The organism is Pseudomonas sp. NPDC089395, from assembly GCF_044749525.1.
In the GTDB taxonomy this organism is placed as follows: domain Bacteria; phylum Pseudomonadota; class Gammaproteobacteria; order Pseudomonadales; family Pseudomonadaceae; genus Aquipseudomonas.
Genome location: NZ_JBIVID010000004.1, coordinates 220,540 through 240,411 on the forward strand (window position 1 = coordinate 220,540; position 19,872 = coordinate 240,411).

Consider the following 19,872-nt stretch of genomic DNA (forward strand, 5'->3'; position numbering starts at 1 on the left):
GCCGGCAAGCCGGCGATAGGGCCGTTAGACTCAGCCTCTATCTTGCAGAATGGCCGCATAACCTTCCTTGTAGCTCGGATATGCCGGCACCCAACCCAACGCCCGCACCCGTGCATTGCTACAGCGCTTGCTGCCAGTCCGTCGCACCCGCTGCTCATCCGACCACTCGGTAACGCCCATGTATGCCCGCAGCCAGGCCACCACATCGGCCAGCGGCGCCGGGTCGTCATCCACACCGATATAGCAATCGTCGAGCGCCACGCCATCGGCGTCGGCCTGTAGCAGGAACGCCAGCAGGCTTGCAGCGTCCTCGGCATGGATGCGATTGCCATACAGCGGCGGCTCTTCAGCCACTCGATACCCTTGGCGCACCTGGCTCAGCAACCACTCGCGGCCGGGGCCATAGATCCCGGTCAAACGCACGACACTGGCCGGGATGCCACTTTCCAGCGCCAGCCGTTCGGCCTCCAGCATCACGCGCCCGGAATAGCCCTCCGGCTCGGTGGCAGCGGTCTCGTCGATCCACTCCCCGTCCTTTTGCGCAAACACACTGCTGCTGGAGACGAACAGCAAGCGCCGCGGGTGCTGCCCACGCGCCGCCAGCCACGCCAGCACATGGCGCATACCGTCGACATAAGCCGCTTGATATCCCGCCTCATCGTGCTGGCTGGCCGCGACGCAATACACCAGGTAATCAGGCGAACGCTGTGGCCAGGCCTTAGGGATACGCGCATCCGAAAGATCGGCGGCGATAGCTGAAACACCCTGCGGGAGCTGCTCGACCGAGCGCCGCAGGCCGCTCACCTGCCAGCCAGAGGCCAGCAGTTGCTGGGCCAGGCGACTGCCTACATCACCACAACCCACAATCACAGCGGAAAGGTCTGACATCGAAATAGTCCTTTTCCCAAAGGGTCAGACTATATGGATTACTCGATAGGCGGCTAGACCATAGGCGAAAAAAGCAACGAGATTACTTTTGTTAACAAGAATTACTTGCAATAATGCGGGCCTATCTGTTCTCGGCCTATCTCGAGGCCTTGGAGAACGCTCACTTTTTTCTTCATCAGGTCCGGCCAGCATGACACGTACTCAACCTTCCGCTTCGCCAACCCCGTCGCGCGCCTGGCGCGCCATCGCCGCGCTGATGTTCAGCCTGGTGCTGGCCCCAGTGGCCATGGCCGATGAGCCAACCGCCAATGCCAGCGCTCCGGCCGCCGCCACCGCTCCGGCTACCCCAGCCGCCGAAGGTCAGGCGCCTGCTGCCGCCGCCCAAGCCGCAGCTGCGGCCGATGCACCGGTCGTCGTGGACCCAGCTACCGAAGCGCTGGTTGAGGACACCTCCCTGGGCATGGCCCACGACCTGTCCCCGTGGGGCATGTACAAGAACGCCGATGTGGTGGTGAAGGCCGTGATGATCGGCCTGGCCATCGCCTCGATCATCACCTGGACCATCTGGATCGCCAAAGGCTTCGAGCTGATGGGCGCCAAGCGCCGCCTGCGTGTCGAGATCGCCCAGCTGAAGAAGTCCGCCACCCTCAAGGAAGCCAGCGACGTCTCCAACAAGGAAGGCACCCTGGCCCACACCCTGGTCCACGACGCCCTCGAAGAGATGCGCCTGTCGGCCAACGCTCGCGAGAAAGAAGGCATCAAGGAACGCGTCAGCTTCCGCCTGGAGCGCCTGGTGCATGCCAGCGGCCGTAACATGAGCAGCGGCACCGGCGTACTGGCGACTATTGGTTCCACCGCGCCGTTCGTGGGTCTGTTCGGTACCGTGTGGGGCATCATGAACAGCTTCATCGGCATCGCCAAAACCCAGACCACCAACCTGGCCGTCGTAGCCCCTGGTATTGCCGAGGCCCTGCTGGCCACCGCCCTGGGCCTGGTCGCCGCGATCCCGGCCGTGGTCATCTACAACGTCTTCGCTCGCTCCATCGCCGGCTACAAGGCGCAGGTGTCCGACGCGTCGGCGCAGGTCCTGCTGCTGGTCAGCCGTGACCTGGACCACCAGGGTAGCGAACGCGCTACCCCGCACATGGTGAAAGTGGGGTAAGCCATGGGCCTGCATCTCAACGAAGGTGGCGACGACCTCGCCGAAAACCACGAAATCAACGTCACGCCGTTCATCGACGTGATGCTGGTGCTGCTGATCATCTTCATGGTCGCCGCCCCCCTGGCCACGGTCGACATCAAGGTCGACCTGCCGGCCTCGACCGCCAAGCCGGCGCCGAGGCCCGAGAAACCGGTGTTCGTCAGCGTCAAGGCCGACCAGAAGCTGTATGTCGGCGACGATCAGGTACCTGCCCCCGCACAGCTTGGCCCGATGCTCGATGCCAAGACCAAGGGTGACAAGGAAACCACCATCTTCTTCCAGGCCGACAAGGGCGTGGATTACGGTGACCTGATGGAAGTGATGAACAACATGCGCGCGGCCGGCTACCTCAAGGTCGGTCTGGTAGGTCTCGAGACGGCAGCCAAGAAATGACGAAACCGCGCTCAAACATGGCGCGCTACGGTGGCAGCCTGGCGATCGTGCTGGGCGTGCACGTAGTCGCTGTGCTGCTGACGCTCAACTGGTCGGTGCCCCAGGCCATCGAGCTGCCCCCGGCAGCCATGATGGTCGAGCTGGCACCTCTGCCCGAGCCCGCACCGCCACCACCACCCAAGGCCGCCCCACAGCCGCCGGCACCGGTCGAAGAACCGCCGTTGCCCAAGCTGGTAGAGGCGCCGAAACCGAAAATCGCCATCGCCAAGCCACCGAAGCCCAAGCCCAAGCCACAGCCGCCCAAGCCTGAGAAAAAGCCTGAGCCGCCGAAGGACGAGCCACCGGCCAAGGAAGAAGTGGTCGATACGCCGCCAAGCAACACGCCACCGCAGAAGTCGGCGGCACCGGCGCCGAGCATCGCTTCCAACAGCAAAGCATTGCCGAGTTGGCAAAGCGACTTGCTGCGCCACCTGGCGAAGTACAAGCGTTACCCGGAAGACGCGCGCCGCCGTGGCCTGCAGGGCATCAACCGCCTGCGCTTCGTGGTCGACGCCGAAGGCAAGGTGGTCTCCTACTCCATGGCCGGTGGTTCCGGCAGTGCAGCACTGGACCGGGCGACCCTGGAGATGATCCGCCGGGCCGGCACGGTACCCAAGCCGCCACCGGAGCTACTGAACAATGGCACGATCGAGGTCGTGGCACCGTTCGTCTACTCGCTGGACCGTCGCTGATACTTTTGTTTCTGTCACAAATCAGCAAGTCTGATAACGTGCGTCTATCGATTGCAGCCGCTATGCTGGGCCCGCAACTTCATGGACGCACGTTATGACCCTCACAGAACTTCGCTACATCGTCACCCTCGCCCAGGAGCAGCACTTCGGCCACGCCGCCGAACGCTGCCATGTCAGCCAGCCGACCCTGTCGGTCGGCGTGAAAAAGCTGGAGGACGAGCTTGGTGTGCTGATCTTCGAGCGCAGCAAGAGCGCGGTACGCCTGACCCCGGTCGGCGAGAGCATCGTCGCCCAGGCGCAGAAGGTTCTGGAACAAGCCCAAGGTATCCGCGAGCTGGCCCAGGCCGGCAAGAACCAGCTGACCGCCCCACTCAAGGTCGGTGCGATCTACACGGTCGGGCCCTACCTGTTCCCGCACCTGATCCCGCAGCTGCACCGCGTGGCGCCGCAGATGCCGCTGTACATCGAAGAAAACTTCACCCACGTGCTGCGCGAGAAACTGCGCAACGGCGAACTGGACGCGGTGATCATCGCCCTGCCCTTCAACGAAGCCGACGTGTTGACCCTTCCGCTGTACGATGAGCCATTCTGTGCCTTGATGCCCGCCGACCACCCCTGGACGGCGAAAAAGACCATCGACACCGCCATGCTCAACGACAAGAGCCTGCTGCTGCTCGGCGAGGGCCACTGCTTCCGCGACCAGGTTCTGGAAGCCTGCCCGACGCTGAACAAGGGCGGTGAGGGCGCCAAGCACACCACGGTCGAGTCCAGCTCGCTGGAAACCATCCGCCACATGGTCGCCTCCGGCCTGGGCGTGTCGATCCTGCCGCTGTCTGCGGTGCACAGCCACCACTACGCGCCAGGGGTGATCGAAGTTCGCCCACTGACAGCACCGGCACCGTTCCGTACCGTGGCCATCGCCTGGCGCGCCAGCTTCCCGCGGCCGAAGGCCATCGAGATCCTCGCCGACTCGATTCGCCTTTGCTCGGTGGCCAAGCCGCCCGTGGAACAATCGGCCTGATCCATGAGTGAGCTGTCGAAGGTCTCGGTCACCGCGCTCAAGGGCGTTGGCGAAGCCATGGCGGAAAAACTCGCCAAGGTAGGCCTGGAGAATCTGCAAGACGTGCTGTTCCACCTGCCCTTGCGTTACCAGGACCGCACCCGCGTGGTACCCATTGGCCAACTGCGCCCAGGGCAGGATGCGGTGATCGAAGGCGTGGTCAGCGGTACCGATGTGACCATGGGCAAGCGCCGCAGCCTGGTGGTGCGCCTGGGCGATGGCAGCGGCGTGCTCAGCCTGCGCTTCTATCACTTCAGCAATGCGCAGAAGGAGGGCCTCAAACGCGGCACTCACCTGCGCTGCTACGGCGAGGCGCGCCCAGGTGCCTCGGGCCTGGAGATCTACCACCCCGAGTACCGCGCGCTCAACGGCGACGAGCCAGCGCCACCGGTCGAGCAGACCCTGACGCCTATCTACCCGTCCACCGAAGGGCTCACCCAGCAGCGCCTGCGCCTGCTCTGCCAGCAGAGCCTGGGCATGCTTGGCCCGCGCAGCCTGCCGGACTGGCTGCCCGACGAACTGGCCCGCGACTACCACTTGGCGCCGCTGGACGATGCGATCCGCTACCTGCACAACCCACCGGCCGATGCCGACCTCGACGAGCTTGCCGAGGGCCAGCACTGGGCCCAGCATCGCCTGGCCTTCGAAGAGCTGCTGACCCACCAGCTGTCGCAGCAACGCCTGCGCGAGAGCCTGCGCAGCCTGCGCGCGCCGGTGCTGCCCAAGGCCAAGCGCCTGCAGGCGCAGTACCTGGCGAACTTGGGCTTCCAGCCCACCGGTGCGCAGCAGCGGGTGGCCAACGAAATCGCCTATGACCTGAGCCAGGCCGAGCCGATGATGCGCCTGGTACAAGGCGATGTCGGCGCCGGCAAGACCGTGGTCGCTGCCCTTGCCGCGCTGCAGGCCCTGGAAGCCGGCTACCAGGTGGCGCTGATGGCGCCCACCGAGATTCTCGCCGAACAGCACTACATCACCTTCAAGCGCTGGCTCGAACCGCTGGGCCTCGAAGTCGCCTGGCTGGCCGGCAAGCTCAAGGGCAAGGCCCGCGCCAGCGCCCTGGAGCAAATCGCCAAGGGTGCGCCGATGGTGGTCGGCACCCATGCGCTGTTCCAGGAAGAGGTGCAGTTCAAGCACCTGGCCCTGGCGATCATCGACGAACAGCACCGTTTCGGCGTTCAGCAGCGCCTGGCCTTGCGCAAAAAGGGCGTGGCCGGCGAACTGTGCCCGCACCAGTTGATCATGACCGCCACACCGATCCCGCGCACCCTGGCCATGAGCGCCTATGCCGACCTCGACACCTCGGTGCTCGATGAACTGCCGCCAGGCCGTACACCGGTAAATACCGTGCTGGTGGCTGACAGTCGCCGCTTCGAGGTGGTCGAGCGGGTGCGCGCCGCCTGTGCCGAAGGCCGCCAGGCCTACTGGGTATGCACCCTGATCGAAGAATCCGAGGAACTCACCTGCCAGGCCGCCGAAAGCACCTATGAAGACCTCGGCAGTGCGTTGGGCGAGCTGCGCGTAGGCCTGATCCATGGGCGCATGAAGCCCGCGGAAAAAGCCGCGGTGATGGCCGAATTCAAGCAAGGCAACCTGCAACTGCTGGTGGCCACCACGGTGATCGAAGTGGGCGTCGACGTGCCCAATGCCACCCTGATGATCATCGAGAACCCCGAGCGCCTGGGTCTGGCGCAGTTGCACCAGCTGCGCGGCCGGGTTGGCCGGGGCAGCGCGGTGAGCCACTGCGTGCTGCTGTATCACCCACCGCTGTCGCAGATCGGTCGCGAACGCCTGGGGATCATGCGGGAAACCAACGATGGTTTCATCATCGCCGAAAAGGACCTGGAGCTGCGCGGCCCAGGCGAAATGCTCGGGACGCGCCAGACCGGCCTGCTGCAGTTCAAGGTCGCCGACCTGATGCGCGACGCCGACCTGCTGCCGGCGGTGCGCGACGCCGCCCAGGCCCTGCTGGCGCGCTGGCCGGAGCATGTCAGCCCATTGCTCGACCGCTGGCTGCGTCACGGCCAGCAATATGGCCAGGTGTGACGCCTGTCCCAGAATGGATCCAGCTTTGCGATCAGGCTGGTTATACTTCGCGTTTCAAAGAATTTGTGGATACAGACCATGACTGAAGTTGCCCTGGACACCGCAACCCCGCACGCCCCGTCTGTCATCCGGCTGTTGCTCGAAAAACTGGGCGTGGCGTACCGCGAGGTGCCAGATCATCCGCACTTGCCAGCCGCCGCACGCGTGCAGGCGATCCTGCTCGACGACGAGATCGGCGCCTTGATGGTCCTGTTCCCACAGACCAAGCTGCTCGACCTCAATCGCCTGGAAGAGCTGACCGGCCGCAAGCTCAAGGCCGTACCCGTCGCACGCCTCAAGCAGATGCTCGACAAGCACCAGCTCAAGGCCCTGCCTGGCATTCCGGCACTGACCAGTTCGCCATGCCTCTACGAAGGCAAGTTGCTCGATGCCGAACACCTGCTGATCCAGTCTGGCGAGGCGGGCCTGTTGCTGGAAATCAAGCGTGACGATTACAAGCGCATGCTGGCCAAGGCCAGCGCCGGCGGTTTCGGTCAACCGGTCAGGGAGATTCGCCCTAATCTCGACCGGCCAGACGACGACTCCAGGGAAATTACCCAGGCCGTCCAGGCGTTCACCGCCCGCCGCATCCAGAAGCGCCTGGAAGAAACCATCGAGATCCCACCGCTGGCCGACACCGCGCAGAAGATCATCAAGCTGCGCGTCGACCCTAACGCCAGCATCGACGACATCACCGGCGTGGTCGAAACCGACCCCGCCCTGGCCGCCCAGGTGGTCAGCTGGGCCGCATCGCCCTACTACGCCTCACCCGGCAAGATTCGCTCGGTGGAAGATGCCATCGTTCGCGTGCTGGGCTTCGACCTGGTGATCAACCTGGCCCTGGGCCTGGCGCTGGGCAAGACCCTGAGCCTGCCCAAGGATCATCCGCAGCAAGCTACGCCCTACTGGCAGCAGTCGATCTACACCGCGGCAATCATCGAGGGGCTGACCCGCGCCATGCCGCGCGCCGAACGCCCAGAGGCCGGCCTGACCTACCTGGCAGGCTTGCTTCACAATTTTGGCTACCTGTTGCTGGCCCATGTGTTCCCGCCGCACTTCTCGCTGATCTGCCGGCACCTGGAGGTCAACCCGCATCTGTGCCACACCTTCGTCGAGCAGCACCTGCTGGGTATCAGCCGCGAACAGATCGGCGCCTGGCTGATGAAGCTGTGGGATATGCCTGAAGAGCTGTCCACCGCGCTGCGTTTCCAGCACGACCCTACGTATGACGGTGAATACGCCGCGTATCCGAACCTGGTGTGCCTGGCGACTCGCCTGTTGCGCACGCGGGGTATTGGCTCGGGGCCGCAGGAAGCGATTCCTGATGAACTGCTCGAGCGCCTTGGCATCACCCGGGAGAAGGCCGAGGACGCGGTGAACAAGGTGCTGGAGGCCGAGACCTTGTTGCGTGAGCTGGCTTCGCAGTTCAACGCACCGCATTAAGGCCGTTGGGGCTGCTTTGCAGCCCTTTCGCGACACAAGGCCGCTCCTACAGGGGAACGCGGTGCTTTTGTAGGAGCGGCCTTGTGTCGCGAAAGGGCCGCAAAGCGGCCCCGGCGATATCAGCCCTTCTTCTTCGGTTTCAGGTACTTCATCAGCCCCTGGAACCACATCACCAGCGCCGGATTGCCCTTGATCTGGATGCTCTTGTCCTGAATCCCCTGCATGAACGCCAGCTGCTTGTTGCCCGCCTGCAGCGTGGCGAAGCCATAAGCCGCGTCCTTGAAGGCAATCGCGAAGGCCGGCTGCGCGTGCACACCGCCTTTGCTGCTGATGCGCTGGTCACTGACGATGAAGTGCCGGGCGACCCTGCCGTCCAGCGTCTGCATCTGGAACACCAGGTCCTTGTCTTTGAGTTGCTGCTGAAACGCCGGGTTGTTGCGGCTGGCCCTGGCCATCAGCAGTCCCATGGCCCAGAGAAGAAAGCGGAACTTCATCAACGCGCCTCGAATGAAATATGACTGAAGCGCGCAGTTTATCCTTTTCCTGAACTAATTATGCAAGTTCGCCGCACGTTGCCTGCAGAACGCACAACGGGCGCCCGAAGGCGCCCGTTGTGCTGACACTGGGGATGTCAGGAATCGATCACTTGCCTTTCTTGGCCGGCTTGGCAGGTGTGTTGACGCTGTCGCGCAGGTTCTTGCCAGGCTTGAAGGCAACGGTGTTGCTGGCCTTGATTTTCACCGGCTGGCCGGTTTGCGGGTTTTTCCCGGTGCGGGCACCACGATGGCGTTTTTCAAAGGTACCGAAACCGACCAGCGTGACGGTGTCCTTGTCCAGGGCACCGGTGATGCTGTCGAGAATCGCGTTCAGCACCTGGTTGGCCTTTTCCTTGGTCAGATCGGCCTTTTCGGCGATGACGGCGGCGAGTTCTGGTTTACGCATAGTGAAGCCTCTTTGACGGGATTTCTTGTTGTTATTGCCGTGCTGCCATTGAAGCAGCGTTCAAGGCACCGCAGGCTCTAATCTGCGGCAGACGGAAGTGAGAATGGCACGCCCACCGAGGCCGCGCCAGTATCAGGGCGGCCATTGTGTGATCAACAACAGGATAAATCCGACAGAACGCCCGCCGTTTACGCCATAAGGGCGGGCAACTGCCTATTGAGCGCCAGTTTTTCCATGACGGCGCTGCCCGTCAGGGCGTAACCCAGCAGTTGGCCGTCAGCAGCGTGGCAGAGCACTTTCAGGTCACTGCCCTGCCCTTCCACCTGCCAGGTGCCTTCACGGCCCTGAGGCGCAGGTGACACTACCAGGGGGCAAGCCGGCGTCTTGACGGTGATTGGCATCGGCCCGTAGCTGACAGTTGTCGGGTTGCCGGCCAGGGTCTGGGCCAAGGCACGGGCGCAGGCCATCAGCGGCATCACGTAGAGCAGGTTGATGCCCTCGACTTCGGCACAATCGCCCAGCGCATAGATATTGCCGTGGGAAGTGCGCAACTGGCGGTCCACCGCCACGCCACGATTGATCTGCAGCCCGGCGGCCGCGGCCAGGTCCGTGCGTGGACGCAGGCCAATCGCGGATACCACCAGGTCACAGGCGATCACACTGCCGTCGGACAGGTGCGCTTCGAGCCCATCACCTTCCTGCTGCAGAAGGGTCAGCACCGGGCCGAGGTGGAAACGTACCCCCAAGCCTTGCAACCCGGCTTGCACCGCAGCGGCCGCGGCTGGGTGCAGCAGGGTCGGCATGATCTGCTCGCAGGGGGCCACCACATCGACCTGAAAACCGCCCAGGCTCATGTCATTGGCGAATTCACAGCCGATCAATCCGGCACCGAGGATCAACACACGCTGCTTGCCAGCGGCCGCGGCACGGAAACGTGCGTAATCCTCCAGATCATTGATCGGGAAAACCCAATCAGCACCATCGCCTTCGATCGGCACCTGCACGGTTTGCGCGCCCCAGGCCAGCACCAGGTCGCGGTACTCGACGGCCTCTTCACCGATCCACAGGCGATTGTGGCCGGGGTCGATGCCGCTGATGCGGGTATGGGTGCGGACTTCGGCCTTGAGCTGCTCGGCCATGGCGCCCGGCTCGGCCATGCACAGGCCGTCGGCGTCCTTTTGCTTGGCGAAACCTGTGGAGAGCATCGGCTTGGAGTAGGAGCGACCGTCATCGGCCGTGATCAGCAGCAGCGGCGTCTCGCCATCGAGCTTGCGAAATTCACGGGCCAGGTTATAGCCCGCCAGGCCAGTACCGATGATTACCACGGGGGACGTCATGTCGTGCTTTCCTCTCGTATGTGCAAACAGGTTGGGGATCAGCCGATGGCGATCATTTCGAAGTCGCTCTTGCCGACACCGCAGTCGGGACACAGCCAGTCCTGCGGCACATCTTCCCAGCGGGTGCCGGGGGCGATGCCGTCATCCGGCCAACCTTCGGCCTCGTCGTAGATCAGGCCACAGACAATACATTGCCACTTCTTCATGGGGTGTCGTTCCTCGGTACAGGCTCAGGCTTTGTCATACGGGCTCAAGGCCCTTTCGCGGGCATTATGCAAGCAGTCGGGGCAATCATGCTAAGCTCGCCGCCTCTCTGGCTGTAACAAAGCATACCGACGTGTCGTACGAATCCCCGCAAGCAGCCGCTGTCGCGTGGCTGCCGTATTCACAGCTGGCGACCGATATCGACCAGCCTACCCTTGACTGGCTGTTCGACGAAGGCTCCCTGACTCGCCGGCTGACCCACCTGTCCCACGATCACTTCAGCGTTACCCCACTGTTCGAGGGCTGGCAGCCGCTGCGCGATGACGAATGCCAGGCACTGCGCATCGCTCCGGGCGCTGAGGGCTGGGTGCGCGAAGTGTACCTGCGCGGCCATGGCCAACCCTGGGTATTCGCCCGCAGCGTGGCCAGCCGCAGTGCGCTGGAGCGCGGCGGTCTGGACCTGGAAACCCTTGGCAGCCGTTCGCTGGGCGAGTTGCTATTCTGCGACCAGGCGTTCATCCGCCACCCCATCGAAGTGTGCACTTATCCACAGCCCTGGCTGCCTGCCGAAGCGGCCCATGAAGGCTTGTGGGGGCGCCGCTCGCGCTTCGAACGCAACGGCCTCGACCTGCTGGTGGCCGAGGTATTCCTGCCGGCACTGTGGCAAGCGGCCAAGGAGGACAACCGCTGATGTACCTGCAACTGCTCAAGTCGCTCAACCGCGTGCACCCGCGCGCCTGGGACTTTGTCCAGCTCAGCCGCATGGACCGGCCTATCGGCATCTACCTGTTGCTGTGGCCGACCCTGACCGCCGTATGGATTGCCGGGCAAGGTTCGCCAACCTTGGCCAACGTGCTGATTTTCGGCCTCGGCGTGGTGCTGATGCGTGCCGCCGGCTGCTGCATCAACGACTTCGCCGACCGCAAGGTCGATGGCCACGTCAAACGCACCGCCGACCGCCCATTGGCCAGCGGCCGGGTCAGACCGCGCGAAGCGCTGGCGCTGTGCGCCATTCTGGTGGCCGTGAGTTTCCTGCTGGTGCTGTGCACCAACAGCCAGACCGTGTGGCTGTCGCTCGGCGCGGTGGCCCTGGCGTTCTGCTACCCGTTCATGAAGCGCTACACCTACTACCCGCAGGTGGTGTTGGGCGCCGCGTATTCCTGGGGCATTCCCATGGCGTTCACCGCCGCGGGCGGCGAATTGCCGGCCAGTGCCTGGCTGCTGTACATCGCCAACCTGTTGTGGACGGTGGGTTATGACACCTACTACGCCATGGTGGATCGCGACGATGACCTGAAGATCGGTGTGAAATCGACGGCGATCCTGTTCGGCGACGCTGACCGAGTGATCATCCTGACCTTGCAGCTGCTGTCACTGGGTTGTCTGTTGCTGGCAGGCAGCCGCTTCGAGCTGGGGGGCTGGTTCCACCTCGGGCTGCTGGGGGCGGTGCTGTGCTTTGCGTGGGAGTTCTGGTCGACGCGCAAGCTGGACCGGGAGTCGTGCTTCAAGGCGTTTCTGCACAATCACTGGGCGGGGTTGCTGATCTTCATCAGCGTGGTGCTGGACTACGCCCTGCGCTGAATTCATCGCCGGCAAGCCGGCTCCCACAGAGCCACCGCAGTACATGTGGGAGCCGGCTTGCCGGCGCATGGGCCGCAAAGCGGCCCCGGCAATCTCACGGTTTGGCGATATGCCAGACGTCCTTCACGCCATCACCGGTCTTGTCTCCGGCTTTCTTGTCCTTGATGAAGGTGTACAGCGGCTTGCCGTCATAGGCCCACTGCATCGAACCATCGTCTCGCGTCACATGGGTCCATTTGTCCTTCGGCGCTTCATCGTCCTTCTTGACCATCAACGGCGGCCAGTTCTTGGCACACTCGTCATTGCATACCGACTTGCCACCTGAATCCTTGTCAAAGGTGTACAGGGTCATGCCAGCGTGATCGACCCACATGCCATCCTTCTCCATGGCATGGTGGGCAGACGCTACCCCCGGAAGCGCCAGTGCAGCAAAAAGGGCCATCCAGCTCAGCGTGTGTCGTGTCATTGGAATCACCATTGTTTCGGGGGTGGAATGAGTTCAGGTTGCCGTCGCAACGGCCCTGTGTAGCCTAGCCCAGTCACGCAATGTCGCCAGAACGGCCAACGCCCTGTCACACAGCTGCAATAATTCCGTTATCTAATGCGGGCCAGACACGATTTCCCAGGAGAGGTTTTGAGCATGGTTGGCAGGAACATTCTGATCGTCGACGACGAAGCGCCTATTCGCGAGATGATCGCCGTTGCATTGGAAATGGCCGGCTATGACTGCCTGGAAGCGGAGAATTCCCAGCAGGCCCATGCGATCATCGTCGACCGCAAGCCGGACCTGATCCTGCTCGACTGGATGCTGCCCGGCACCTCCGGCATCGAACTGGCGCGCCGCCTCAAGCGAGACGAGCTGACCGGTGACATCCCGATCATCATGCTCACCGCCAAGGGCGAGGAAGACAACAAGATTCAGGGCCTGGAAGTGGGTGCCGACGACTACATCACCAAGCCGTTTTCCCCGCGCGAGCTGGTTGCCCGCCTCAAAGCCGTGCTGCGTCGCACCGGCCCGAGCGACAGCGAAGCGCCGATCGAGGTCGGTGGCCTGCTGCTCGACCCGATCAGCCACCGCGTGACCATCGATGGCAAGCCTGCCGAAATGGGCCCTACCGAATACCGCCTGTTGCAGTTCTTCATGACCCACCAGGAACGCGCCTACACCCGTGGCCAATTGCTCGACCAGGTGTGGGGCGGCAACGTGTATGTCGAGGAACGCACCGTCGACGTGCACATCCGGCGCCTGCGCAAGGCACTGGGTGAAGCCTATGAAAATCTGGTACAAACCGTGCGCGGCACTGGCTACCGCTTCTCGACCAAAAGCTGATCGAGCCCCCAGCGCCAAGCTGCACGTCGTTGTACAAGGACCGTCAATTGAACCAGAACTGGCACGCGACCCTGATTCGCCACCTGCTGTTGTTGATCACTGTCTGCCTGATCGGCGGCCTGGTCAGCGGTTACTACGGCTGGAGCCTGGCCATCGGCCTGGCGCTCTACCTGGGCTGGACCCTCAAACAGCTGCTGCGCCTGCATGACTGGCTACGCAACCACCAGCCCGACGAAGCACCGCCTGACGGCTACGGCCTGTGGGGTGAAGTGTTCGACAGCATCTACCACCTGCAGCGCCGTGACCAACGTGTGCGCGGGCGCCTGCAGGCAGTGATCGATCGGGTGCAGGAATCCACCGCCGCACTGCGTGACGCGGTGATCATGCTCGACAGCGATGGCAACCTGGAATGGTGGAACCGCGCCGCTGAAACCTTGCTCGGTTTCAAGACTCCGCAAGATGGCGGCCAGCCAGTGACCAACCTGGTACGCCACCCGCGCTTCAAAGAGTACTTCGAGTCGGAAAACTACGCCGAACCGTTGGAAATCCCTTCGCCGATCAACGATCGCCTGCGTGTCCAGCTGCACCTGACCCGCTACGGCAACAACGAGCACCTGATGCTCGTGCGTGATGTCACCCGCATTCACCAGCTCGAACAGATGCGCAAGGACTTCGTGGCCAACGTTTCCCACGAATTGCGCACGCCGCTGACGGTCATCACCGGTTACCTGGAAACCCTGCTGGACAACGTCGAAGACGTGAACCCGCGCTGGGGCCGGGCGCTGCAACAGATGAACCAGCAAGGCTCACGGATGCAGACGCTGCTCAACGACCTGCTGCTGCTGGCCAAGCTGGAAGCCACCGACTACCCCTCGGACAACCAGCCGGTCGCCGTCGATGCCCTGCTGCAGGCGATCTACAACGATGCCCAGGCACTGTCCGGGCCGCGTAACCAGCGCATCACCCTGGAAGCTGCGCCCGGGATCAAGTTGAAGGGCAGCGAGTCGGAACTGCGCAGTGCCTTTTCCAACCTGGTGTTCAACGCGGTCAAGTACACCCAGGACGAAGGCAGCATCCGCATCCGCTGGTGGGCCGACGCCCAAGGCGCGCACTTGTCGGTGCAGGACTCGGGGGTCGGAATCGACGCGAAGCACCTGCCGCGCCTGACCGAACGCTTCTATCGAGTCGACTCCAGCCGCGCGTCCAACACCGGTGGCACCGGGTTGGGGCTGGCGATCGTCAAGCATGTGCTGATGCGTCACCGGGGCAAGCTGGAGATCAGCAGCGTGCCAGGGCATGGCAGTACCTTTACTTGCCACTTTGCGCCCTCGCAACTGGCTAACGACAAGGGGTGAGCTGGGGCTGCTGCGCAGCCCGATCGCCGGCAAGCCGGCTCCCACCGCCCTTGAACTGTGGGAGCCGGCTTGCCGGCGATTGGGCCGCAAAGCGGCCCCATAGCACCACCACCCTTTGCTTTTATCGCCCCAGCCGCTACATTGGATCCCCTGTGCCAGCAAACGCTGGCACTTTCTTTTCGACCATTCTCAAAGACGGACCCCGTAAAAACTCCATCATGGACCCTTCCCCTGGTATCAGCCTCACCTCGCTCTTCGCCGATTTCGGCATGATTCTCTTTGCCTTGTTCCTGGTGCTGCTCAACGGCTTCTTCGTTGCCGCCGAGTTTGCCATGGTCAAGCTGCGCTCCACGCGTGTCGAGTCCATCGCCGAGCTTCACGGCTGGCGCGGCAGCATCCTGCGCAAGGTGCACAACCAGCTCGACGCCTACCTGTCGGCCTGCCAGCTGGGCATCACGCTCGCCTCGCTGGGCCTGGGCTGGGTCGGTGAGCCGGCCTTCGCCCATCTGCTCGAACCGCTGCTGGCCTACCTGGGCGTGGACACCCCCGAGCTGATCAAGGCCGTGTCGTTCTTCGTCGCCTTCTTCGTGATCTCGTACCTGCACATCGTGGTCGGCGAACTGGCGCCCAAGTCCTGGGCCATCCGCAAGCCCGAGCTGCTGTCGCTGTGGACGGCCGTGCCGCTGTACCTGTTCTACTGGACGATGTACCCGGCCATCTACCTGCTCAACGCCAGCGCCAACACCATCCTGCGCATCGCAGGCCAGGGTGAGCCAGGCCCGCACCATGAGCACCATTACAGCCGCGAAGAGCTCAAGCTGATCCTGCACTCCAGCCGTGGTCAGGATCCAAGCGACCAGGGCATGCGCGTGCTGGCCTCGGCCGTGGAAATGGGCGAGCTGGAAGTGGTCGACTGGGCCAACTCGCGGGAGGACATGGTCAGCATCGATGCCCACGCACCGCTGAAGGAAATCCTCGCCCTGGTGCGCCGTCACAAGTTCAGCCGCTACCCGCTGTACGACGCCGAGCGCGAGGAGTACACCGGCCTGCTGCACATCAAGGACCTGCTGCTGGAGCTGGCCGAGCTCGAGCACCTGCCCGAAACCGTCGACCTCGAAGACCTGGCCCGGCCGCTGGAGCGCGTTACCCGGCACATGCCGCTGGCCCAGCTGCTGGAGCAGTTCCGCAAGGGCGGCGCGCACTTCGTGCTGGTAGAGGAAGCCGACGGCAACGTGATCGGTTACCTGACCATGGAAGACGTGCTGGAAGTGCTGGTTGGCGACATCCAGGACGAGCACCGCAAGACCGAGCGCGGCATCCTCGCCTACCAGCCCGGCAAGCTGCTGGTACGCGGCGATACGCCGCTGTTCAAGGTCGAGCGCTTGCTGGGTATCGACCTCGACCACATCGAGGCGGAAACCCTGGCCGGTTTGATCTACGAGACCCTCAAGCGCGTGCCTGAAGAAGAGGAAGTGCTGGAAGTCGAAGGCCTGCGCATCATCATCAAGAAGATGAAAGGGCCGAAGATCGTGCTGGCCAAGGTGCTCAAGCTCGATTGACCTGCCTCACGGGTTGCCGGCGGTAAAGTCCGGCAACCCGCCGATTGGCCGGTCGAACTGAAACGGTATCGACTCCAGCGCCAGGCCGACGTTGCGCTGCACCACGAAGTGCAGGTGCGGGCCGGTGCTGTTGCCGGTATTGCCGGACTTGGCCAGCGCCTGCCCCAGCGCCACCTGCTGCCCCTCCGCCACCACCACCGAGCCACGCATCAGGTGCAGGTAGACGCCCATGGTGCCGTCCGGGTGCAGGATGCGCACGAAGTTGCCCGACGGGTTGCTCCCGCGTCCACTCTGATCGTTCTCGACTTTCACCACCCTGCCGCCGCGCGCCGCGATGATCGGTGTGCCCTCGGGCATGGCGATGTCCATGGCATAGCGGCCCTTGGGGCCGAAGTGGCTGAAGCGCCCGTTGGGGCCTTGAGTCAGGCGAAACGGCCCGCCCTTCCACGGGAAGGGATAACGATAGGCCTGCGAGCGCTGGCCGGGGTCACCCATGGCGTACTGGAAGCTGCTGGCGTATTGCAGCTTGCCACCCGGAGCCGCCAGCACCGAGCTCAGCACCTTGGTAGAGCGTGGCCCCACTACCGCGCGAATACTGCGCGGCTTGTTGCCACCAAAGGCATTGGCCAGCTGGTCGATGCGCAACTCGACCTGCATCGGCACGTACAGCTCGTTACGCACCAGAAAGCGCACGCCGCCGGGGAAGGTCTCGGCCTGCAGGCGCACCTGGCCATCGATGCGCTCGAGCATGGGCTCGTTCAGCTCGAAGGATTTCGCCCCTGGGCTGTAACGGTCGGAGTACGAGGCCACGCCGAAGTTGTCGACGGTCTTGTAGAGCGTCACGCCAAGGCTCGATGCCGAGGCCGAGAGCAACGCACAGAACAGCAGCAAGCGGGCGGCGGCGGGCATGATAGTGGCTTTTTGACAGTTGCGATCTGTCGAAGCCTAGCAGCGCGATCCGGGAGTGGTATGGCAGTTGGTCGGGTGGTTGTCTGCAAGGGCCTCATCGCCGGCAAGCCGGCTCCCACACAGAGCAGATCAGCACTGTCCCTGTGGGAGCCGGCTTGCCGGCGATAGGGCCCGCTCAGGCCCCGGGCGTGAAATGCTTCTGGGCAGTGCCGCGGGCAATCAGCCGCGACAGGTAGTCGAGCTTCTGCGCGTCTTGGTCGACGAACTTGAAGGTCAGTTGCAACCAGTCGCTTTCAGGCTTGGGCTCCAGCGCTGCGACGGCATGCAGGTAGCCGTTCAAGCGAGCTACCTCGGCGCTCTCACCCTGCTCCAGGTCCAGCACCGCCCCTTCGAGCACCTGTGGCAATGCTGCGCTGCGGCGTACCACCAGCAGCGCTTCCTTGAGGCTCAGCGCCTTGATCACGCAGGGCTGGATACCGCTTGCCAGGCGCAACTGGCCTTGACCCCGCCCGGACTGCGCGGCGGACGCGGCGGTTTGCGGCACTGGCGCATTGAGCAACGGCTTGGCCGGGGCTGCCACCTTGGCCGCTTCCACCTTGCCGCCGGTCAGGGCGCTGAGCGAGTCATTGGCGAACGCCGAGTTCACCCGCGCCGGGGCGCCGCCCATCGCGCTCTCCAGCTTGCCGATCTTGCTCAGGGCCTTCTTCACCTTGGTCAACAGCTGCTCATTGGTGAACGGCTTGCCGACAAAGTCGGAAACCCCGGCCTGGATGGCCTGGATCACGTTCTCCTTGTCACCGCGGCTGGTCACCATGATGAACTGCAGCTGTTTCATCTCGGGCTGCTGGCGGCACCAGGTGAGCAGCTCCAGGCCGGACATTTCCGGCATTTCCCAGTCGCACAGGACCAGGTCGAAGGGCTCCTTGGCCATCATGGCCATGGCCTTGCGACCGTTCACCGCATCTTCGATGACCATGCCCGCAAAGGCATTGCGCAGGCACTTCCTGACCAGGTCACGGATGAACGGGGCGTCATCCACCACCAGCACATTCACTTTACTCATCGATACTCCTCTTGAATCGCGGGTGCTTGCCTGCTGCTCAAGCACAAACGAAAACGCCCGGCCAAGGCCGGGCGTCGATGCTCGGGAGCAGTCTTATTTATCGTCCGGTTCAGCCGGAACATTAGCGATTTCAGCATCGAAGCCGGCAGTGCCTTCGACTTCTGCCTTCATGCGCTTGAGACCCAGGTGGCGCACGTCGGTGCCGCGAACCAGGTAGATCACCAGCTCCGAGATGTTGCGTGCGTGGTCGCCGATACGTTCCAGCGAACGCAGGGCCCAGATCACGCTCAGCACCCGCGAGATCGAACGCGGGTCTTCCATCATGTAGGTCACCAGCTCGCGCAGCGCTGTCTTGTACTCACGGTCGATGGTCTTGTCGTACTGGGCCACCGACAGTGCCAGGTCGGCATCGAAGCGGGCGAAGGCGTCGAGCGCATCGCGCACCATGTTGCGCACCTGGTCGCCGATGTGGCGCACCTCGACGTAACCACGCGGCGACTCGCCTTCCTCGCACAGCTGGATGGCACGGCGGGCGATCTTGGTCGATTCGTCGCCGATGCGCTCCAGGTCGATCACCGACTTGGAGATGCTGATGATCAGGCGCAGGTCGGAAGCCGCCGGCTGGCGGCGAGCGAGGATGCGCACACACTCCTCGTCGATGTTGCGCTCCATCTGGTTGATCTGTTCATCGACTTCACGCACCTGCTGGGCCAGGCCCGAGTCGGCCTCGATCAGCGCGGTGACGGCATCGTTGACCTGCTTCTCGACCAGGCCGCCCATGGCCAGGAGGTGGCTGCGCACCTCTTCGAGTTCGGCGTTGAACTGCTGGGAAATGTGGTGTGTAAGGCTTTCTTTGTTGATCATCGTCTGGCTCCGCGAAGCAGCTGCAAGCTTCAAGTGGTTCGTGTCGTTCCCTGGCAAGGCTGCTTAGCCGTAGCGACCGGTGATGTAGTCTTCGGTCTGTTTCTTCGCCGGGTTGGTGAACAGGGTGTCGGTATCACCGAATTCGACCAGTTTGCCCATGTACATGAACGCGGTGTAGTCGGAGACGCGCGCGGCCTGCTGCATGTTGTGGGTGACGATGACGATGGTGTACTTGGATTTCAACTCGTAGATCAGCTCTTCGACCTTGAGGGTCGAGATCGGGTCCAGTGCCGAGCAGGGTTCGTCGAGCAGCAACACTTCAGGCTCGACGGCGATGGTGCGGGCGATCACCAGACGCTGCTGCTGGCCGCCGGACAAGCCCAGCGCCGATTCGTGCAGACGGTCCTTGACCTCGTCCCACAGGGCCGCGCCCTTCAACGCCCACTCGACCGCTTCGTCGAGCACGCGCTTCTTGTTGATGCCCTGGATGCGCAGGCCGTACACCACGTTCTCGTAGATGGTCTTGGGGAACGGGTTGGGCTTCTGGAACACCATGCCCACGCGGCGGCGCAGCTCGGCAACGTCTTCGCCCTTGCGGTAGATGTTGTTGCCATACAGGTTGATGGCGCCTTCCACGCGGCAACCGTCGACCAGGTCGTTCATGCGGTTGAAAGTACGCAGCAGGGTCGACTTACCGCAGCCCGACGGGCCGATGAAGGCGGTCACGCGCTGCTTGGGGATATTCATGCTGACGTCGAACAACGCCTGCTTGTCGCCGTAGAACAGGCTCAGGCCGGGGACTTCGATGGCCACGGTTTCTTCGGCCAGGCGCAGGCTTTGCTTGTCGCGACCCAGGGCAGACATGTCGATGCCGTGGGTGTGGGATTCTTGCTGCATGGTCAACTCCATACGCTATCAATTCGTTTCAAA

Annotated in this window: 21 protein-coding genes; 11 read left to right on the forward strand and 10 right to left on the reverse strand. The window is 63.4% G+C overall.

The genetic code is table 11. From position 1 onward, the window contains the following. Positions 1 to 30: 30 nt before the first annotated feature. Positions 31 to 888: an SDR family oxidoreductase gene (locus tag ACIPZG_RS11775; RefSeq protein ID WP_400713693.1), complete on the reverse strand. Its 858-nt coding sequence runs from the start codon at positions 886 to 888 to the stop codon at positions 31 to 33. Positions 889 to 1,078: 190 nt separating this feature from the next. On the opposite strand from ACIPZG_RS11775, the gene exbB reads away from it, so the two are divergent. From exbB to ACIPZG_RS11805, 6 genes are all read left to right on the forward strand, one after another. Further along, the gene (exbB, locus tag ACIPZG_RS11780; RefSeq protein ID WP_400713696.1) at positions 1,079 to 2,050 is read left to right on the forward strand and encodes a tonB-system energizer ExbB; all 972 of its coding nucleotides are present in this window, start codon (positions 1,079 to 1,081) and stop codon (positions 2,048 to 2,050) included. Between the two features lie 3 nt (positions 2,051 to 2,053). Further along, the gene (gene exbD / locus ACIPZG_RS11785) at positions 2,054 to 2,482 is read left to right on the forward strand and encodes a TonB system transport protein ExbD (protein WP_008091608.1); all 429 of its coding nucleotides are present in this window, start codon (positions 2,054 to 2,056) and stop codon (positions 2,480 to 2,482) included. Then, positions 2,479 to 3,213 (forward strand): energy transducer TonB, encoded by a 735-nt coding sequence (locus ACIPZG_RS11790; RefSeq protein ID WP_008091610.1) that lies wholly within the window; start codon positions 2,479 to 2,481, stop codon positions 3,211 to 3,213. The genes exbD and ACIPZG_RS11790 overlap by 4 nt, the downstream gene beginning before the upstream one ends. Before the next feature lie 94 nt (positions 3,214 to 3,307). Then, entirely contained in the window at positions 3,308 to 4,234 is a 927-nt protein-coding gene (locus tag ACIPZG_RS11795; protein WP_008091613.1) for a hydrogen peroxide-inducible genes activator, read from the forward strand. A 3-nt stretch (positions 4,235 to 4,237) separates the two neighbouring features. Continuing rightward, positions 4,238 to 6,316, forward strand: coding sequence for an ATP-dependent DNA helicase RecG (recG, locus tag ACIPZG_RS11800; protein ID WP_400713699.1), 2,079 nt, complete (start codon positions 4,238 to 4,240; stop codon positions 6,314 to 6,316). A 78-nt stretch (positions 6,317 to 6,394) separates the two neighbouring features. Further along, positions 6,395 to 7,798, forward strand: coding sequence for an HDOD domain-containing protein (locus ACIPZG_RS11805; protein WP_400713702.1), 1,404 nt, complete (start codon positions 6,395 to 6,397; stop codon positions 7,796 to 7,798). Positions 7,799 to 7,917: 119 nt separating this feature from the next. Here the strand turns inward: ACIPZG_RS11805 and ACIPZG_RS11810 are convergent, their stop codons facing one another. The 4 genes from ACIPZG_RS11810 to ACIPZG_RS11825 all read right to left on the reverse strand — a co-directional run bounded on the left by ACIPZG_RS11810 (position 7,918) and on the right by ACIPZG_RS11825 (position 10,283). After that, positions 7,918 to 8,292 carry a helicase gene (locus ACIPZG_RS11810; RefSeq protein WP_400713705.1) on the reverse strand — a complete coding sequence of 125 codons (375 nt, stop codon included), beginning with the start codon at positions 8,290 to 8,292 and terminating at the stop codon, positions 7,918 to 7,920. Between the two features lie 148 nt (positions 8,293 to 8,440). Then, the gene (locus tag ACIPZG_RS11815) at positions 8,441 to 8,740 is read right to left on the reverse strand and encodes an HU family DNA-binding protein (RefSeq protein WP_008091621.1); all 300 of its coding nucleotides are present in this window, start codon (positions 8,738 to 8,740) and stop codon (positions 8,441 to 8,443) included. Between the two features lie 188 nt (positions 8,741 to 8,928). Then, on the reverse strand, positions 8,929 to 10,077 hold the full coding sequence (locus ACIPZG_RS11820; protein ID WP_400713708.1) for an NAD(P)/FAD-dependent oxidoreductase: 1,149 nt from the start codon (positions 10,075 to 10,077) through the stop codon (positions 8,929 to 8,931). A gap of 38 nt (positions 10,078 to 10,115) precedes the next feature. Further along, positions 10,116 to 10,283, reverse strand: a complete 168-nt coding sequence (locus ACIPZG_RS11825) for a rubredoxin (protein ID WP_008091623.1) — start codon at positions 10,281 to 10,283, stop codon at positions 10,116 to 10,118. 131 nt (positions 10,284 to 10,414) lie between these two features. Here ACIPZG_RS11825 and ACIPZG_RS11830 point away from each other — a divergent pair, with 131 nt between their 5' ends. After that, positions 10,415 to 10,972: a chorismate--pyruvate lyase family protein gene (locus ACIPZG_RS11830; RefSeq protein WP_400713711.1), complete on the forward strand. Its 558-nt coding sequence runs from the start codon at positions 10,415 to 10,417 to the stop codon at positions 10,970 to 10,972. Further along, a complete protein-coding gene (ubiA, locus tag ACIPZG_RS11835) occupies positions 10,972 to 11,862 on the forward strand; it encodes a 4-hydroxybenzoate octaprenyltransferase (RefSeq protein WP_400713714.1) in 891 nt (296 codons plus the stop codon). The genes ACIPZG_RS11830 and ubiA overlap by 1 nt, the downstream gene beginning before the upstream one ends. Before the next feature lie 94 nt (positions 11,863 to 11,956). On the opposite strand, the gene ACIPZG_RS11840 is transcribed toward ubiA, so the two are convergent. After that, positions 11,957 to 12,328 carry a hypothetical protein gene (locus ACIPZG_RS11840; RefSeq protein WP_043273100.1) on the reverse strand — a complete coding sequence of 124 codons (372 nt, stop codon included), beginning with the start codon at positions 12,326 to 12,328 and terminating at the stop codon, positions 11,957 to 11,959. A gap of 174 nt (positions 12,329 to 12,502) precedes the next feature. Between ACIPZG_RS11840 and phoB the strand changes: the two genes are divergently transcribed. The 3 genes from phoB to ACIPZG_RS11855 all read left to right on the forward strand — a co-directional run bounded on the left by phoB (position 12,503) and on the right by ACIPZG_RS11855 (position 16,106). Beyond that, entirely contained in the window at positions 12,503 to 13,192 is a 690-nt protein-coding gene (phoB, locus tag ACIPZG_RS11845; protein ID WP_003253341.1) for a phosphate regulon transcriptional regulator PhoB, read from the forward strand. Between the two features lie 47 nt (positions 13,193 to 13,239). Beyond that, positions 13,240 to 14,547 (forward strand): phosphate regulon sensor histidine kinase PhoR, encoded by a 1,308-nt coding sequence (gene phoR / locus ACIPZG_RS11850; RefSeq protein WP_400713717.1) that lies wholly within the window; start codon positions 13,240 to 13,242, stop codon positions 14,545 to 14,547. A 218-nt stretch (positions 14,548 to 14,765) separates the two neighbouring features. After that, positions 14,766 to 16,106 carry a hemolysin family protein gene (locus ACIPZG_RS11855; RefSeq protein WP_400713720.1) on the forward strand — a complete coding sequence of 447 codons (1,341 nt, stop codon included), beginning with the start codon at positions 14,766 to 14,768 and terminating at the stop codon, positions 16,104 to 16,106. Positions 16,107 to 16,112: 6 nt separating this feature from the next. Here the strand turns inward: ACIPZG_RS11855 and ACIPZG_RS11860 are convergent, their stop codons facing one another. The 4 genes from ACIPZG_RS11860 to pstB all read right to left on the reverse strand — a co-directional run bounded on the left by ACIPZG_RS11860 (position 16,113) and on the right by pstB (position 19,839). Then, positions 16,113 to 17,015, reverse strand: coding sequence for a M23 family metallopeptidase (locus ACIPZG_RS11860; protein WP_400713723.1), 903 nt, complete (start codon positions 17,013 to 17,015; stop codon positions 16,113 to 16,115). Positions 17,016 to 17,190: 175 nt separating this feature from the next. Continuing rightward, the gene (locus tag ACIPZG_RS11865) at positions 17,191 to 18,078 is read right to left on the reverse strand and encodes a response regulator (protein ID WP_400713726.1); all 888 of its coding nucleotides are present in this window, start codon (positions 18,076 to 18,078) and stop codon (positions 17,191 to 17,193) included. Between the two features lie 93 nt (positions 18,079 to 18,171). Next, entirely contained in the window at positions 18,172 to 18,942 is a 771-nt protein-coding gene (phoU, locus tag ACIPZG_RS11870; RefSeq protein WP_400713729.1) for a phosphate signaling complex protein PhoU, read from the reverse strand. Positions 18,943 to 19,005: 63 nt separating this feature from the next. Further along, complete coding sequence (gene pstB, locus ACIPZG_RS11875; protein WP_008097229.1) at positions 19,006 to 19,839, reverse strand: phosphate ABC transporter ATP-binding protein PstB; 834 nt, start codon at positions 19,837 to 19,839, stop codon at positions 19,006 to 19,008. Positions 19,840 to 19,872 lie beyond the last annotated feature (33 nt).